General features: G+C 68.5%; 13 protein-coding genes. 3 read left to right on the top strand and 10 right to left on the bottom strand.

The window, feature by feature from the left end; all coding sequences use genetic code 11:
• Nucleotides 1-168 precede the first annotated feature (168 nt).
• Nucleotides 169-753 (bottom strand): TetR/AcrR family transcriptional regulator, encoded by a 585-nt coding sequence (locus IEW15_RS20525; RefSeq protein WP_188581432.1) that lies wholly within the window; start codon nt 751-753, stop codon nt 169-171.
• A 148-nt stretch (nt 754-901) separates the two neighbouring features.
• Here IEW15_RS20525 and IEW15_RS20520 point away from each other — a divergent pair, with 148 nt between their 5' ends.
• Both IEW15_RS20520 and IEW15_RS20515 read left to right on the top strand, forming a co-directional pair.
• A complete protein-coding gene (locus IEW15_RS20520) occupies nt 902-1,300 on the top strand; it encodes a RidA family protein (RefSeq protein ID WP_188581430.1) in 399 nt (132 codons plus the stop codon).
• A 142-nt stretch (nt 1,301-1,442) separates the two neighbouring features.
• On the top strand, nt 1,443-2,231 hold the full coding sequence (locus tag IEW15_RS20515) for an SDR family NAD(P)-dependent oxidoreductase (protein ID WP_188581428.1): 789 nt from the start codon (nt 1,443-1,445) through the stop codon (nt 2,229-2,231).
• A gap of 38 nt (nt 2,232-2,269) precedes the next feature.
• Here IEW15_RS20515 and IEW15_RS20510 read toward each other — a convergent pair whose 3' ends face one another.
• The 6 genes from IEW15_RS20510 to IEW15_RS20485 form a co-directional block, all read right to left on the bottom strand.
• Nucleotides 2,270-2,698 (bottom strand): YbaN family protein, encoded by a 429-nt coding sequence (locus IEW15_RS20510; RefSeq protein WP_229708396.1) that lies wholly within the window; start codon nt 2,696-2,698, stop codon nt 2,270-2,272.
• A 272-nt stretch (nt 2,699-2,970) separates the two neighbouring features.
• Nucleotides 2,971-4,461: a catalase gene (locus IEW15_RS20505; RefSeq protein ID WP_188581426.1), complete on the bottom strand. Its 1,491-nt coding sequence runs from the start codon at nt 4,459-4,461 to the stop codon at nt 2,971-2,973.
• Between the two features lie 148 nt (nt 4,462-4,609).
• Entirely contained in the window at nt 4,610-5,557 is a 948-nt protein-coding gene (locus IEW15_RS20500) for an alpha/beta fold hydrolase (protein WP_188581424.1), read from the bottom strand.
• Nucleotides 5,558-5,658: 101 nt separating this feature from the next.
• Entirely contained in the window at nt 5,659-6,834 is a 1,176-nt protein-coding gene (locus IEW15_RS20495; RefSeq protein WP_188581422.1) for an FAD-dependent monooxygenase, read from the bottom strand.
• Nucleotides 6,831-8,090: an MFS transporter gene (locus IEW15_RS20490; RefSeq protein WP_188581420.1), complete on the bottom strand. Its 1,260-nt coding sequence runs from the start codon at nt 8,088-8,090 to the stop codon at nt 6,831-6,833. Before IEW15_RS20490 ends, IEW15_RS20495 begins: the two co-directional genes overlap by 4 nt.
• A 1-nt stretch (nt 8,091) precedes the next feature.
• Complete coding sequence (locus IEW15_RS20485) at nt 8,092-10,113, bottom strand: TonB-dependent receptor (RefSeq protein ID WP_188581419.1); 2,022 nt, start codon at nt 10,111-10,113, stop codon at nt 8,092-8,094.
• A 184-nt stretch (nt 10,114-10,297) separates the two neighbouring features.
• On the opposite strand from IEW15_RS20485, the gene IEW15_RS20480 reads away from it, so the two are divergent.
• On the top strand, nt 10,298-11,290 hold the full coding sequence (locus IEW15_RS20480) for a helix-turn-helix transcriptional regulator (protein ID WP_188581417.1): 993 nt from the start codon (nt 10,298-10,300) through the stop codon (nt 11,288-11,290).
• Here the strand turns inward: IEW15_RS20480 and dmeF are convergent.
• From dmeF to IEW15_RS20465, 3 genes are all read right to left on the bottom strand, one after another.
• Nucleotides 11,232-12,281 (bottom strand): CDF family Co(II)/Ni(II) efflux transporter DmeF, encoded by a 1,050-nt coding sequence (dmeF, locus tag IEW15_RS20475; protein WP_188581415.1) that lies wholly within the window; start codon nt 12,279-12,281, stop codon nt 11,232-11,234. The genes IEW15_RS20480 and dmeF overlap by 59 nt on opposite strands.
• Before the next feature lie 29 nt (nt 12,282-12,310).
• Nucleotides 12,311-13,201, bottom strand: coding sequence for a class I SAM-dependent methyltransferase (locus IEW15_RS20470; protein WP_188581412.1), 891 nt, complete (start codon nt 13,199-13,201; stop codon nt 12,311-12,313).
• Nucleotides 13,202-13,338: 137 nt separating this feature from the next.
• Nucleotides 13,339-14,322 carry a LysR substrate-binding domain-containing protein gene (locus IEW15_RS20465; protein WP_188581410.1) on the bottom strand — a complete coding sequence of 328 codons (984 nt, stop codon included), beginning with the start codon at nt 14,320-14,322 and terminating at the stop codon, nt 13,339-13,341.
• Nucleotides 14,323-14,463 lie beyond the last annotated feature (141 nt).

The following is a 14,463-nucleotide window of genomic DNA, read 5'->3' as shown; positions in this document are numbered from 1 at the left end:
GAGGACGGGCCGCCTCACGCCGTCCCAGGCGACGGTGACGCTCTAAACCAGCCCGCCGCGCTCATTGCGCGACAGCCTCCATAGCGCCGGTCAATCACCGACGGAGTGATCGGCCCCGACGCGCGTCCTGACGCTCGATCCGGCCTGACGCGAAGCGGCGTGGCGCCGCTATGCCAGCAACCCCGTCGCGAGGCAGCGGAACGCCTCGACCGCTTTCGGCAGGACAGCGTCCGGATCGTCGCTGGCCGCGACCCACAGGGCAGCGTTGAGGGCGGCACCGTTCATCAGCCGGGCGGCGGCCTCCGGATCGACCGGCTTCAGAAGCCCGCGCTCGATCAGCCGTTCCACCGTCTGCTGTGTCTCCCGCAGGCAACTGTTCTGACTGGGCCATTGCGACGGGTCGCCCAGAACCGCCGGCCCGTCGCGCAGAACGATGCGCTGCACATCGGGGTCGAGCGCCATTTCGATATAGGCGACGCCCTCGGCCAGCAACCCTTGCCAATCGTCGCCCGCCTGCGCGCCGACCGCCTGCGCGCGCGCGGCCATTTCGGCATCGATCTGGTTGACCACCGCCGCCAGCAATCCGCGCTTGTTGCCGAAATTGTGATAGAGCGCGCCCCGCGTCAGGCCGGCATCGGCGGTCAGATCGTCCATCGAGGCATCGGCATATCCCTGTTCGGCAAAGGCCCGGCGCGCCGCCGCGATCAGTTTCGCCCGGGTCTCCTCCATCATCTCCGCGCGTCGGCCGGCCATCCCTCCGATCCCTTCAAAATTCGCATGCACTGCGTATATGAATTGACATACGGCACGTATGTCCGCATGTCTACATACACGACGTATATCAAATCGCCCGCCGGCCTGGAAGCCTCGCGCGGCCGGCGATGATCAAAGGATAGAGATGATGGCCCAGCGCGATCCGATTTTCCCCGCCGACCGCCACGCCCTTTATGAAGCACACGGTTATTCGGCCGCGATCCGCTCGGGCGATCTGCTCTTCGTCTCAGGGCAGGTCGGCAGCCGCCCCGACGGCACGCCGGAACCCGATTTCGCGCGTCAGGTGCAACTGGCCTTCGACAATCTGGCCGCGACCCTGGCCGCCGCCGGCTGCGGCTTTGACGACATCGTCGACGTCACCACCTTCCACACCGATCCCGAAGCCCAGTTCGAGACCATCATGGGCATCAAGAACCGGATCTTCAGCCAGCCGCCCTTCCCCAACTGGACCGCCATCGGCGTCACCTGGCTCGCCGGCTTCGATTTCGAAATCAAGGTGATCGCGCGCATCCCCGAAAGCGCCTGACAGGGTATCCGCCGGCACATCGCGGGCGGAATCGCCCGCACCGGCCGGTGGGGCCCTTGAACCACATGACCGCCTGCTTATCTGACCTCAATCATGATATACATCATGATTGAGCCAGCCCCGTCAGAGAAAGAAGCACCCTATGGCGACACTCCCCACCGTTCTCATCACCGGCGCGTCTTCGGGCATCGGCGCCACCTATGCGGCGCGGTTCGCGGGTCGCGGCCATGATCTGGTTCTGGTCGCGCGCGACACGGCGCGGATGGAGACGCTGGCCGATGGCCTGCGCCGGGATCATGGTGTGACCATCGACATCATCGGTGCCGATCTCACCAGCGCCGCCGATCTGGCGGTGATCGAGGCGCGGCTGCGTGAGGATGACCGGATCGGCATTCTGGTCAACAATGCCGGAGCGAGCCTGGGCGGCAGCTTCATCGAGCAGGCGACCGACGATGTCGGGCGGCTTGTGGCGCTGAACACCACAGCACCGGTCCGGCTGGCCAGCGCCGTGGCGCCACGTCTGGCCGCGGCGGGTGCGGGCGCGATCATCAATATCGGCTCGGTGGTCGGGCTGGCGCCCGAATTCCGCTTGTCGGTCTATGGCGCGACCAAGGCCTTCATGCTGTTCCTGTCGCAGGCGCTCAGTCTGGAACTGGCCCCGGCCGGCGTCTATGTCCAGGCGGTGCTGCCCGCCGCCACCCGCACCGAGATCTGGGCGCGGTCGGGGACCGACATCAACACCGTGCCCGGTTTGATGGAGGTCGACGAACTGGTGGATGCGGCTCTGGTCGGTTTCGACCGCCGCGAGCCGGTCACCATCCCGCCGCTGCATGATGCCGCCCAGTGGGACGCCTTCCAGGCCGCGCGTCAGACGATGCTGCCGGGCTTCCGGCAGGAGCGGGCGGCCGATCGCTATCAGACCACCGCTTGACCAGCATCGGCTGCCGACGGCCTATCGCTCGGGACGGCCTATCGCTCAGGCCGGGCCGCCAGCCAGATCGCCACCGGCACCAATATGGCGCCGGTGGCGGCCAGCACCAGGGCTGGCGCGCCCAGCCCCCACGACAGGCCCAGCCCTGCCGCCATGGCGGTGATCGCGGCGATCTTGCCCTTGCGCGACACGGCGCCGCGGTCGCGCCATGCCAACAGTGGCGGGCCGTAACGGGGATGGTCCAGCAATCTGCGGGCCAGGACCGGATCGGCGCGCATGAAACAGGCAACGGCGGCGATCAGGAAAATCGTCGTCGGCAACAGCGGCAGCACCGCGCCCACGGCACCCAGCGCCACGAAGCCCCAGCCGGCCAGTTTCAGCAGCCGGCGACGCCGTGCGCCCGGAGGTCTGGACGACGGCTCCGCGACGGCCGGAACCTGCCGGTCGGTCATCGTCTCGGTGGTCATGGGATCGCGCTCCGTCATCATGTCCGCGAGAGTATGCCGCCCGGACGGCTGCGGCAACAGCCGCCCGGGCGGTGATCCCCCCATACATCGCCGGGAGGCAGACGTCGATGTACGGACAGGTCCGGCCGGGGCCGCCCGGGCGGGCGTTGCGGGCGGAAGGCCCCGGCCGGTCCCGGCCCTGACGGGCGGGAAACTGGTCATGTCCGAGGTCCTGGCGGTCACCGCCGATGTGCTGGCGGATCAATCACGCGATGCCGCCAGAGGTTCCACCGTCACTCGGCGGCATCCAGGGCACGCAGGCCCAGCCGTTCCACCACGCCCGCGCCATAAGCGGGGTCGGCCTTGGTGAAATGGCCGATCTGGCGCTGCTTGATGTCGTCGGGCACCGATGCCATGGCATTGGCGATCGCGGTCATCAGCAGATCCTTCTGCCGGTCGTCCATCAGCCGGAACAGGTCGCCGGCCTGGGTATAGTCGTCATTGCCGATCCGGTGATCATAGCGATCGGCCGGGCCGTCGAGCGGCAGCGGCGGCTCGCCCGCCGTCGGATCTTCCACGGCACCACCGAAGCCGTTCGGCTCGTAGTTCGGCGCGCGGCCGCCATTGTCGTCCAGCCGCATCGCGCCGTCGCGATGGGCGGGATGGGCCTGGACCAGCGGCCGGTTGACCGGCAGTTGATCGGCATTCACCCCCACCCGATAGCGATGGGCGTCGCCATAGGCGAACAGGCGCGCCTGAAGCATGCGGTCGGGCGAGGCGGTGATGCCGGGCACCAGATTGCCGGGGCTGAAGATCGACTGCTCGATTTCCGCGAAGTAATTCTCCGGGTTGCGGTCCAGTTCGGCCACGCCGACATCGATCAGCGGGAAGTCCTTGTGCGGCCACACCTTGGTCAGATCGAACGGATCGAAGGGAGTGGCGCGGGCCTCCGCCTCGGTCATCACCTGGATCTTCACCGCCCAGCGCGGATAGTCGCCGCGCTCGATGGCGTCATACAGATCGGCCTGATGGCTTTCGCGGTCCTGGCCGATGATCCCGGCCGACTGTTCATCCGATATGTTGCGGATGCCCTGTTCCGACTTCAGATGAAACTTCACCCACACCCGCTCGCCATCGCCATTGACCATCCCGAAGGTATGGCTGCCAAAGCCGTGCATATGGCGATAGCTGGCCGGCAGGCCGCGATCCGAGAACAGGATCGTCACCTGATGCAGGCTTTCCGGGCTGCGCGACCAGAAATCCCACATGGCGGTGGGGTTGCGCAGATTGGTGCGCGGATCGCGCTTCTGGGTGTGGATGAAATCGGGGAATTTCAGCGGATCGCGGATGAAGAAGATCGGCGTGTTGTTGCCGACCAGATCCCAGTTGCCGTCCTCGGTATAGAACTTCATCGCGAAGCCGCGCACATCGCGCTCGGCATCCGCCGCGCCGCGCTCGCCGGCGACCGTCGAGAAGCGGAACAGCAGCGGCGTGGTCTTGCCGATCTCGGAAAAGATCTTCGCCCGGGTATAGCGGCTGATGTCGTGGGTGACGGTGAAGGTGCCGAAGGCGCCGGAACCCTTGGCATGAACCACCCGCTCAGGGATCCGCTCGCGGTTGAAATGGGCCAGCTTCTCGATCAGATGCACATCGTCCAGCGTCACCGGGCCGCGACGGCCGGCGGTGCGGCTGTTCTGATTGCTCACCACCGGCGCGCCGCTGGCCAGCGTCAGGGTCGGCACCGTTGTGTTGTCGGTCTTCGGATCGTCATTCCGGGTGGTCATGGGGTCTGCCTCCTCACATGTCCGGGGCTGCGGTGTGCCGCTTGGCCCGTCTTCATGATCCTGCACGGCCTGCATCCATAGTGGAAATCGATTGTCAGTATGGACATGATAGCGATTGACTATGAAAGAATGCAGCTTGTGCCGGCTGTCAGCCGATCGGGGCCGCCCGCCGGATCCAGGCCGCGACCGCGTCGGGTGCGGTGACCGGCAGCATGTGGCCGCCCTCGATCAAGGTCAGATCCAGGGCCGGCAATGTCTGTTTCAGGGCTTCGGCATGCGTCTGCCAGTTCAGGATACGGTCGCCGCGCGCGAAGATCATATGCACCGGCCGGGTGATCGCCGCGTAATCCGCCACCATCGCCGGCAGATCGTCGTTGACCGCTACCATATCGATCGAAGCGCCGCGGAATGCCTGCGGCCGGAGGCCCAGCAATCCACCGCCGGCGGTGGCGAAATCGGCCGGCACCGGGTCGGGGCCGAACACGGCCGCCAGCACCGCCTGGCCGCGCAGAAACGACATCGGCGTCGCCAGCGTCCAGGCCACCAGCCGCCGGGCGATGTCGGACCGGATCGCCAGCCCCTTGAACACCGCCGGCGGATCGGTCTCAGGATGGGTCAGCGCCGCGATCAGCCCGATGCCCGACACGGCATCCGGATGATCCAGCGCCACCGCCAGAGCAATCGCGCCCCCCAGGGAGTGACCGACCAGGAATGGCGGATGCGGCAGATCGAGCGCGCGGATCACCGCCACGATCAGCGCCGCCTGCGCCCGCAGATTGGCCGGTGCGCCATCGGGCCGGGTGGAATAGCCGCTGCCCGGCCGATCGATCAGGATCACCCGATAATCCGCGCGCAGCCGGGCCAGCAGGCTGTGGCTGAAATGATGCATCTGGCCGCCCAGCCCGTGCACCATAACCAGCGCCGGCCGGGTGTCGCCGGGCGCGCCGTCATCCAGGTAATGAACGCGGCAACCGTCTATCTCCATGAACCGGCCGCGCGGCGGCACTGCCGCCTCCACCCGCTTCGCGGTCCAGCCGGTGAACAGGGCAAGCCCGCCCCCCAGCGCGCCCAGCACCACCACGCCTTCAACAAACATCCGCCATCTCCCCGATCCGGCCCACCATCTCCCCGATCCGGCCCCGCCCCAGCTTAGCCGATTTCCCGGCCGGCGGCTTCAGAACCGTGGAGATTGCCGGATCAGAACGGTCCCTCGCCCCGCAGATCCCGGGTGAGCTGCCGGGCCAGCAGTTGGGCGGGCATGTGGCGCAGCACCAGATTGCGCAGCCGGAATCCGGCCGGGGTGGCCGGAATGTACAGGCGGGCTAATTTGCGGCTGCGGGTCTGAAGCCGGGTGATCACCGGCCTGAGCCGGGCCTCGTGCTCGGCCAGCGCCCGATGGATGTCGAGCGGGTGGCGCAGCAGGCATTCGGCCAGCCCGGCCGCCGCGGTGATCGCCATCCCGGCGCCCTGGCCCGATAACAGGGTCAGGCAATGGGCGGCATCGCCCAGCAGCAGCACCCGGCCGGTGGACCAGCGGGGCAGCACGGTCATCAGCGTGGTGTCGACATACAGCCCACCCGCGGGATCGCGGGCATCGATGGCCGCCAGCACCGCCGGATGGCCACCGGCATAGGCAGCCTTCAGCGCCGCGACCCTGGCCGTCTCGTCCGACGGCAGATTGTCAGCGCCTCGGCGCCAGGCATAGAGGGTGGCAAGCGAGCCATCCGCCAGGGTGTAGAACTCGGTCAGCCGGCCGGGCTCGGCATAGGACAGGAAATCCCGCCCCAGCCCCAGCGTATCGGGCAGGCGAAAGGCGGCGACGCCATAGCCCAGCGGCTCCAGCGCGGTCTCGTCGGGCGCAAAATGCAGCCGGCGCAGATCGGACCGCAGACCCTCGGCGCCGATCACCAGATCGGCTTCCAGCGTCTCCCCGGATGCGAGCGCCACCCCGACCGGCGCACCCGCGCGATCGTCGAGGCTGGCGATACGCGCGCCAAACCGCAGTGCGGCCGAGACCGGCATCGCCTCGGCCAGCACCTCGATCAGGGCGGTACGCGCCAGCGTGATCCACTCCACTCCCGACAGCAGGTCGTGATAGCGCAGCCGCAGCAATTCGCGCCCGTCGCGATCGAGATACAGGTTCTCGGCGATGTCGCGGCCCCGGGCGGTCAGGGCCGGCATCAGCCCCATCCGCCGGGCAACCGCCAGCCCCGGCCCCGACAGGCCGATCATATAGCCGTCGGTGCGCAGGTCGGGGGCACGCTCGATCAGGGTGGCGCGCCATCCGGCCCGGTCCAGCCACCAGGCGGCGGCAAGCCCGGCGATGCCGGCGCCGGCGATGACGGCATGGGGGCGGTTGATGTGGCTGGTCATGCGGGCATCCCCTCAGGGCGCCGCATCCGGGCGATCAGTGCGGGGATCAACCCGGCAGCGAAAAGGCTTATGGCGGCAGCCAGGGCAAGACTGACATCCAGGCCGATGGCGGCGGCGATCAGTCCGCCCGACAATCCGGCCAGAGCGGCGATGCCGGCGTCGGCGCATTGCAGCAGGGTGAAATCCACCCCGGCCTGCGGCGAGGCTGACCAGCCCATCATCGCGCTGTACAGCGCCACGAAAGCGCCCCCCTGAACCAGCGACAGCACCACGGTGAGGCCAAGCACCGGCTGTGCGGCCACATCCCCCATGATCGCCGCGGCCAGCAGGGCCAGCAGCAGACCTTCCACCGCGACCAGCGGCGCCAGCAGACGTTCGGGTGCCACACGGCGCAAGGCCAGACCCGCGAGCAGCGTGCCCACCAGACTGGCCGCCATGCCGCCGGCACCACTGACCAGGCCGATCACCTGAAGCGACACGCCGCGATCGACCAGCATCGGCCCGGTCAGCCCCATCGCGAGCCTGAGCCCGGCCTGCATCAACAGCACGACCACCAACCCGATCAGCACCGGCCGGCGGGCGAAGGCCCGCGCCAGCGACGGCCGGTGCGCGGGGTCGGTGCCGACAGCGGCGATCGCCGGCGGCCCCTCGCGGGTCAGCGCCATCGGCAGGGTCAGCGCCGCCATCACCACCACCAGGGTCAGGATGGCGAGGCTCCAGCCGGCACGGTCGACCAGCACCAGAAACAACCCGCCGCCGATCAGCGCGCCGACATAGCCGCCACCGACCTGCATGACATTGCCCAGCCCGCGCAAGGCCGGCGGCAACTGTTCCACCGCATAGGCATCGCAGCCGATATCCACCGTCGCTGTGACCAGGGCCGCCCAGGCCAGCACCGCCAGAACCATCGCCGGCGGCGGCAGCCCGGCGCTGGCGGCGAGGGTGGCGATGATGATGATCGCCATCCCCTGACCCGCCAGCACGATCACCCGCGTCCTGCGCCCGCCGCCGGCCGGCCGGCGCAGGCGCTCGATCCACGGCGCCCACAGGAATTTCAACGCCCAGGGCAGCATCAGCAGCGATACCAGGCCGATCACCTCGTAACCGGCACCGGCGGCACGCAAGGTCGTCGGAAGGCCGTGGAAAGTCAGACCGCCGATGATGCTCTGGGTGACATAGATGCCGCCGATGACGGTCAGCACGCGCGCGGGCCGCGTGGTGGTGGCGGCCCGACCGGCCACAGATGTCATGGCCATCTCAGAACCGCCAGCTGCCGGTGATGCCGATGGTGCGCCCGTCGCCCAGCGTGCTGCGGATATCGCCACCGCCGAAATCGAAGCTCGACGTGCGATAGACCTCGTCGGTCAGGTTGCGGGCGAAGACCCGGACCGCATAGCCGGCATCCAGATCGACCTCCACCGCCGCGTCCAGCAGGGTATAGGCGCTCTGAGACAGGGTATTTGCCTCGTCGAACCAGGTCCGGTCGACCCAGTTGGCGTTCAGATCCACCGCGACAGCCCCCGGCACGCTGGTCTGGGGCACGATCCAGCGCAGCCCCGCGCGCAGGGTGGTATCGGGGGCATAGGGCAGGCGCCGGCCGTCATAGGGGCCGCCGTCAAATTCCGACCGGCCGATCGTGGCGCCGGCGCGCAGGGTCAGATCGGTCGTGGCCCGGAAGGCGCCGTCCAGCTCGATGCCGTGGCTGAGCGCATCACCCATGTTGCGCAGCACCTGCGCGCCCAGCGGCCCGGTATAGATCTGCTTGTCCAGGGCGGTGATCAGATAGACCGCGGCATCCAGGTCCAGCCGGCCACCGGCCATGCCGCCGCGCCAGCCCAGTTCGTAATTGGTCGAGGTCTCGCTGTCATAGGGGATGGCATCGTCGGGCGAGGCGACGGTGTGGTTGAAGCCACCGGGCTTGAAGCCGCGGGCGATCACCGCCCGCAGCCGGTGATCGGGTGCCACCTGCCAGCCCAGGGCCAGCTTGGGCGAGATATCCGAGAAATCGTCCTTGCCCCGAAACCGATAGTCGAAAGGGCCGCTGCCGGGCCGATCATAGCGGATCTCCGCCTGTTCCCGCGACCAGCGCAGGCCGCCGGTCAGGTCCAGAACCGGGGTCAGCGCATAGGTCGCCTCGCCGAACACGGCATAGGACCGGGTGTCGACCTCGTTGCGGTCGGGGCCGTAATAGCCCGGATAGCCGGGGGTCGTGCGGGTGAATTCGGTCGACTGAAAGAAGCCGCCCAGCACGCCGTCGAGCCGCTCCCCGGCCTGGAAGGCAAGACGCAGTTCCTGCGAGATCTGGTCCTGGGATTCAGGTGTGTTGACTGTGATCACCCGGGTCAGGTCGCGGCTCTGCCACGAGGTGATGCTCGACAGGCTGGCCGCGTCGGACAGGTCGTAATCGGCGGCAAGCGCGAGTGTGGTCACCCGGCGGTCGAGCCAGCCGCGCGCGCCCTGGCTGGCGCTGTCATAGCGGCGGTCATCCACCGACGCGTCACGGATATACAATTCTTCATGGCTCTCAAGCTCTTCGCGCGACGCGGTGACGGTCACGGCGAGCGGGCTGTCGACAGGGGCGTGACGCAGCTTCAACCGGGCCATGCGCGAGATGCCGTCGTCGATGCCGGTCCGGCCGGTCGCGACATCATCGATCTGGCCCTGATCCTGGCTCCAGCGGAGTGCGAGTTCCGCCGCAAGCCGGTCGGGCACCACCGGCCCCGCGATCACCGCCTCAGCCCCCCGTTCGGGCACACCCAGCGTCACCGAGGCATGGCCTTTCAGCCGGTTCGTCGGCATGCGGGTGATGACATTGATCACCCCGCCATGGGCGTTGCGGCCATACAGCGTGCCCTGCGGGCCGCGCAGCAATTCCACCCGCTCCACATTGACCAGTTCCTGCGCGAAGGCGGCGGCATCCTGCGGCACGCCGTCGACATAGACCTGAACCGCCGGGTTATAGAAATCGGGCGAGGTGACGCCACGAATGGTGACACCGGTATAGGCCCGGTTGCCGCGCGCCCGGATCACCAGCCCCGGGAACACCCGGTCCAGATCGTCCAGCCGGGTGACACCAGCCTCGGCCAGTTCCTCGGCCGTGCGCACCGTGACCGAACTGTCGATCTGCCCCAGCGCCTGATCCCGTTTGCCGGCGGTGACGGTGAGGGCGTCGAGGCGCTGCACATCCTGGTCGTCGGCACGGGCATCCGACACCGGCATGGCGCCTGTAATCAGCAGCGGGGCTGCCAGGGCGCAACGGCGCAGCATGCGATAAGACATGGTCGGGCGATCCTTGAACGAGATATCTGGCTGATGCCGGCGGAGCTTGTGCCCGTCATCGCCCGGCGCGGCCGGATACGCGGCCCCGATCGGGACCGATCCTGCTCTGATCGGGACTTTCTTGCGAATCATTCTCATTTACGGAATCATGTGAGCCGGTCACAAGCAACCGCGGAGCCCGCGCATGACATCGCCGACGATCTGGCAGGTCGACGGGAACGCCGCCCTCGACGCCGACGACGCCACCGATCTGCCGGCCTGGTTTGCGGCGCAGGTGAACGAGCCGCTGGGCGACGGCATGGCCTTCAATCAATTCGACTTCACCGCCCGCACCGAACAGCGGCTGCGGATCGCCGGACCGGCGACCCTGTCGATCTCGCTGTTTCTGGATGGCGCCGGTTCGCTCTCGGTCGATGGCGGGCGGCCGCTGGCAATTCGGCCGGGGCTGACCGTGCTCTACCATGCCGCCCGGCCAACGGCGGGCGAGGATGTGATTCCGGCGGGCAGCCGGGTCGTCTGCCTCGATTTCCGCTATGACGCGCGGCTTCTGGTCGATCTTGGGCTGGCGGTGCTGCCGGTGCTGATGCGCGGCTTCGCCACCGATTGCAGCCTGCAAGACGTGCTGCTGCTGGCCCGGCCGACCTCGCCTGCCCTCGACGACGTGGCCCGGGCGGTGCTGTCCTGCCGGCTGGACGGTGCCGCACGCCAGATCTTCCTGAAGGCCAAGGCGCTGGAGGCCCTGGCCTGGCTGATCGCCGAGATCGACGGCGCACCGCCGGTGGCCGGCCTGCCGGTGCCGGCCGACCGGCGCCGGATCGAACAGGCGGCCCGTCTGCTGGTCGATCGCCATGACGAGCCCTGGACCATCCCGCTCTTGGCACGGACCGTAGGCCTGAACGAGCGCAAGCTGAAATCGGGGTTCCGGCTGGTGGTCGGGCGCACCGTCCATGGCCATCTTGAGGCGGCACGCCTGGAAGCGGCAGCCCGCATGATCCAGGATGGCGGCCGGGTGATCGACGCCGCGCTCGCCGTCGGCTATGCCAATCCCAGCCATTTCGCCCGGCTGTTCCGGCGCAGCTTCGGTGCCGCCCCGGCCGACTGGCGCCGCAATGCCGCCGTCATGCCCGGCGGGGATCTGCCGCCGGATGTCCGGGACCATCGCCCGTGCAGCGGTTGACCTCGATCACCGGATGATACAGGTCGGACCGCTTCGGCAGCCGCGCGCGGTAATCGTCCGGGCCGTCATCGCCATGGGTCACCACGCTTGCAACCAGCGTCCAGGCATTGTGCCCCACCGACCATAGATGCAGGTCGACCACCTGGGTATCGCCATCCGACGACAGGGCGGCGGCGATGTCCTGCCGCATCGCTTCAGGTGCCTGACGGTCGAGCAGCACGCCGGCGGCACTGCGGCCCAGGCTGATCGACCATTTCAGGATCACCGCCGAGGCCAGCAGGGCCGCCAGCGGATCGGCCCACAGCCAGCCGGTCGCCCAGGCCAGCGCCACCGCACCGATCGCGGCGATGCTGGTCAGGGCGTCGGCCAGCACATGCAGCAGGGCGGCACGGGCATTGGTGTCGAGTTTCCGGCTCTGACCCTGGCTGTGATCATCATGCGCATGATCATCGCCGTGCCGGTGATCATGCCCGTGCCGGTGATCATGCCCGTGCCGGTGATCATGCCCGTGATCATGGCCGTGCCCGTGATCATGCCCCAGGCCCAGCAGCGCCGCCGAGGCCAGATTGACCAGAAGCCCGATCACCGCCACCAGGATGGCGTCGCCATAGGCGATCGGGCGCGGATCGAACAGCCGCGCTACCGCCTCACCGGCGATCGCCAGCGCCGACAGGCCCAGCAGCAGCGCGCTGGCAAAGCCGGCCAGGTCGCCGATCTTGCCGCTGCCGAAGCTGAAGCGCGGATCATGGGCGCGGGCGCGCGTGACCATATAGGCCAGCGCCGCCAGCCCCAGCGCGAAGGCATGGGTGCCCATATGCAGCCCGTCGGCCAGCAGGGCCATCGAGCCGGTCAGCCAGCCCGCCACCACTTCGGCCACCATGGTGACCAGGGTCAGCGCGATGACCGCATGCACCCGGCGTTCGACCGGCCGGCGGATGGTCTGACCGAAGCCATGGGTTTTCTGCCAGTGCTCGGCGGCGCGGCTGTGCATGATCGTGCCTTCCGATCGGGGAACTGTTTTCAGACCATCGGGCCGAATCGGCCCAGGATCAAGAGCGGTGCCACATGGTCGCGCACGAAACCAATGCGTGAGACCAGCGACAGCAGCGGCATCATCCGGGGATAGGGCTCGGCATAGGTCCAGGCGCGGACCAGATCGAGGCCGGAGATGGCGGCCATGAAATCCGCAAGCCCGGCGCGGGTCAGGGCAAAGGGCATCGGCGGCACGGTATAGCCGGGCGTGACCTTCAGACCGTGCAGGGTCTTGCGGGAATACCAGTGCGGGATGGTGTCGAAATAGACCTGCCCCCCGGGAAATCCGCCGGCCAGGGCCCGCAGCATCCCGGTGACCGTCGCCCGGTCGGGGGCATACATCAGCAGCCCGGCGGCGCTGAAGAAACAGGGCCGGTCGGTGCCGACCTCATCCATCCAGTCGGCGGGGCTGAAGGCCGATGCCGCGATCATCCGGTTGCGCGGATGTGCGGGCAGCAGGCGCCGGCGCAGATCGATCCCCGGCGCCAGATCCAGCGTCACCCAGTCGAGCCGGCCGTCATCGACCCGCCAGAGCTGGGTTTCCAGCCCTTCCCCCAGGGCGACCACCCGGATCGGCTGGTCATGGGCGGCGGCGAAATCGCTGATCAGCCGGTCGCCCAGTCTGGCGCGGATGGTATGGGCGGGGTGCGGCCTGCCGAAACGCCCCTGAAAATCATAGTCGATCCGCGCCACCAGCGCCGCCGCGCGCGGATCGTCGAGCACCTGATCGGCCGGCACACGGCCGGTGGCGGCAAGCCCCACGCGGTGCCACAGCGGCCACAGCATGGTCTCGGGCACGCCGTCCAGCGTGACCGACAGGCGGCCGGTGCCGGAACCGTTGCCGGAACCGTTGCCGGCTATGGCGGGGGAGGAGGTCATGGCAGCCGGTCCCGGATAGATGATGCAGCCCCTGACGGGGCGGGTCCGGAATGCTGGCACGATGTGATATTAATTATCAATCGCAAGTTTTGCCCCGATTCGGGTGGCCCCGCCCGAATCAGGTGGCCCGATCCTCATCAGGTGGCCCAATCCTCATCAGGCGTCCCGGCTATCATCTGGTGCCGGCTATCATCTGTTGACGGTGCATCATCCTCCACCACCTGCACCGCATCGGGGATCGCCTGCCGGCAGACCCGGGCCAGCGCCAGGGCATCGGCATCGCCGGCGCCCCGGCGCCAGACCAGGGCGATGCGGCGATGCCCCGCCGGCCCGATCACCGGTCGGAAGCGCAGCCGGGTTTCTCCGCTGCGCCGCCAGGCAGCGGCAGCCAGTGCCGGCACCAGCGTGGTGCCGAAGCCGGCCGCGACCAACTCGCGCAGGGTTTCCAGGCTGGCGGCGCGGAAGTCGTCGCCGGCGGCAACGGTGCGCGCACAGGCCGCGAGCACCTGATCGCGCAGGCAATGGCCGTCGGCCAGCACCAGCAGCCGGGTGGCGGCCAGTTCGGCCGCATCGATCGGGCCGTCGGCGCCGGCCGCCATGTCGCCGGCCCGCGGCTCCACCGCCAGAAAGCCCTCGTCGAACAGCGCCATCGCCTGCCGGCCGCGCATCTCCACCGGCAATGCCACCAGCGCCGCGTCCAGCCGGCCGTCGTCCAGCAGGGCCAGCAGATGATCGGTCAGATCCTCGATCACCACCAGATCCAGCCCGCCATGCGCGGCCTTCAGCACCGGCAGCAGCGTCGGCAGCAGATAGGGGCTCAGCGTCGGAATGGCACCCAGCCGGTACGGCCCTTCCAGCGGCCGTGCCCGGTGGCGGGTCAGGCGCAGGATCGCCTGCTGTTCGGCCAGCACCCGGCGGGCATGGCCGACCACCCGCTCGCCGGCCGCCGTCAGCCGCACGCCTTTGCGGCTGCGCTCCACCAGTTCCACGCCCAGATAATCCTCAAGCTTGCGCAACTGGGCGCTCAAGGTGGGCTGGCTGACACCGGCAGCGATTGCCGCCCGGCCGAAATGGCCGTGATCGGCAATCGCCACCAGATATTTCAGTTCGGTCAGGGTCATGGGGCCTGGGGAATCCCGATACGGAGCCGCACCCCATCGAGGGCGCATCGATCGACGCTGCCTATGGTGACCATCCACGCTTCCCACTACAAGTCCGCCGCAGATCGGCGTATATAGGACTGCAACTTAGATGCATTCCAT

The organism is Tistrella bauzanensis (genome assembly GCF_014636235.1).
Classification (GTDB): domain Bacteria; phylum Pseudomonadota; class Alphaproteobacteria; order Tistrellales; family Tistrellaceae; genus Tistrella; species Tistrella bauzanensis.
The sequence above is the reverse complement of the archived record's forward strand: the minus strand, read 5'-3'. Positions and strand labels throughout refer to the sequence as shown.

What these genes read in the sequence shown, in the direction of transcription:
- IEW15_RS20525 (WP_188581432.1), bottom strand. Translation starts at nt 753, where the DNA reads ATGGCCGGCCGACGCGCGGAGATGATGGAGGAGACCCGGGCGAAACTG.
- IEW15_RS20520 (WP_188581430.1), top strand. Translation starts at nt 902, where the DNA reads ATGGCCCAGCGCGATCCGATTTTCCCCGCCGACCGCCACGCCCTTTAT.
- IEW15_RS20515 (WP_188581428.1), top strand. Translation starts at nt 1,443, where the DNA reads ATGGCGACACTCCCCACCGTTCTCATCACCGGCGCGTCTTCGGGCATC.
- IEW15_RS20510 (WP_229708396.1), bottom strand. Translation starts at nt 2,698, where the DNA reads ATGACCACCGAGACGATGACCGACCGGCAGGTTCCGGCCGTCGCGGAG.
- IEW15_RS20505 (WP_188581426.1), bottom strand. Translation starts at nt 4,461, where the DNA reads ATGACCACCCGGAATGACGATCCGAAGACCGACAACACAACGGTGCCG.
- IEW15_RS20500 (WP_188581424.1), bottom strand. Translation starts at nt 5,557, where the DNA reads ATGTTTGTTGAAGGCGTGGTGGTGCTGGGCGCGCTGGGGGGCGGGCTT.
- IEW15_RS20495 (WP_188581422.1), bottom strand. Translation starts at nt 6,834, where the DNA reads ATGACCAGCCACATCAACCGCCCCCATGCCGTCATCGCCGGCGCCGGC.
- IEW15_RS20490 (WP_188581420.1), bottom strand. Translation starts at nt 8,090, where the DNA reads ATGGCCATGACATCTGTGGCCGGTCGGGCCGCCACCACCACGCGGCCC.
- IEW15_RS20485 (WP_188581419.1), bottom strand. Translation starts at nt 10,113, where the DNA reads ATGTCTTATCGCATGCTGCGCCGTTGCGCCCTGGCAGCCCCGCTGCTG.
- IEW15_RS20480 (WP_188581417.1), top strand. Translation starts at nt 10,298, where the DNA reads ATGACATCGCCGACGATCTGGCAGGTCGACGGGAACGCCGCCCTCGAC.
- dmeF (WP_188581415.1), bottom strand. Translation starts at nt 12,281, where the DNA reads ATGCACAGCCGCGCCGCCGAGCACTGGCAGAAAACCCATGGCTTCGGT.
- IEW15_RS20470 (WP_188581412.1), bottom strand. Translation starts at nt 13,201, where the DNA reads ATGACCTCCTCCCCCGCCATAGCCGGCAACGGTTCCGGCAACGGTTCC.
- IEW15_RS20465 (WP_188581410.1), bottom strand. Translation starts at nt 14,322, where the DNA reads ATGACCCTGACCGAACTGAAATATCTGGTGGCGATTGCCGATCACGGC.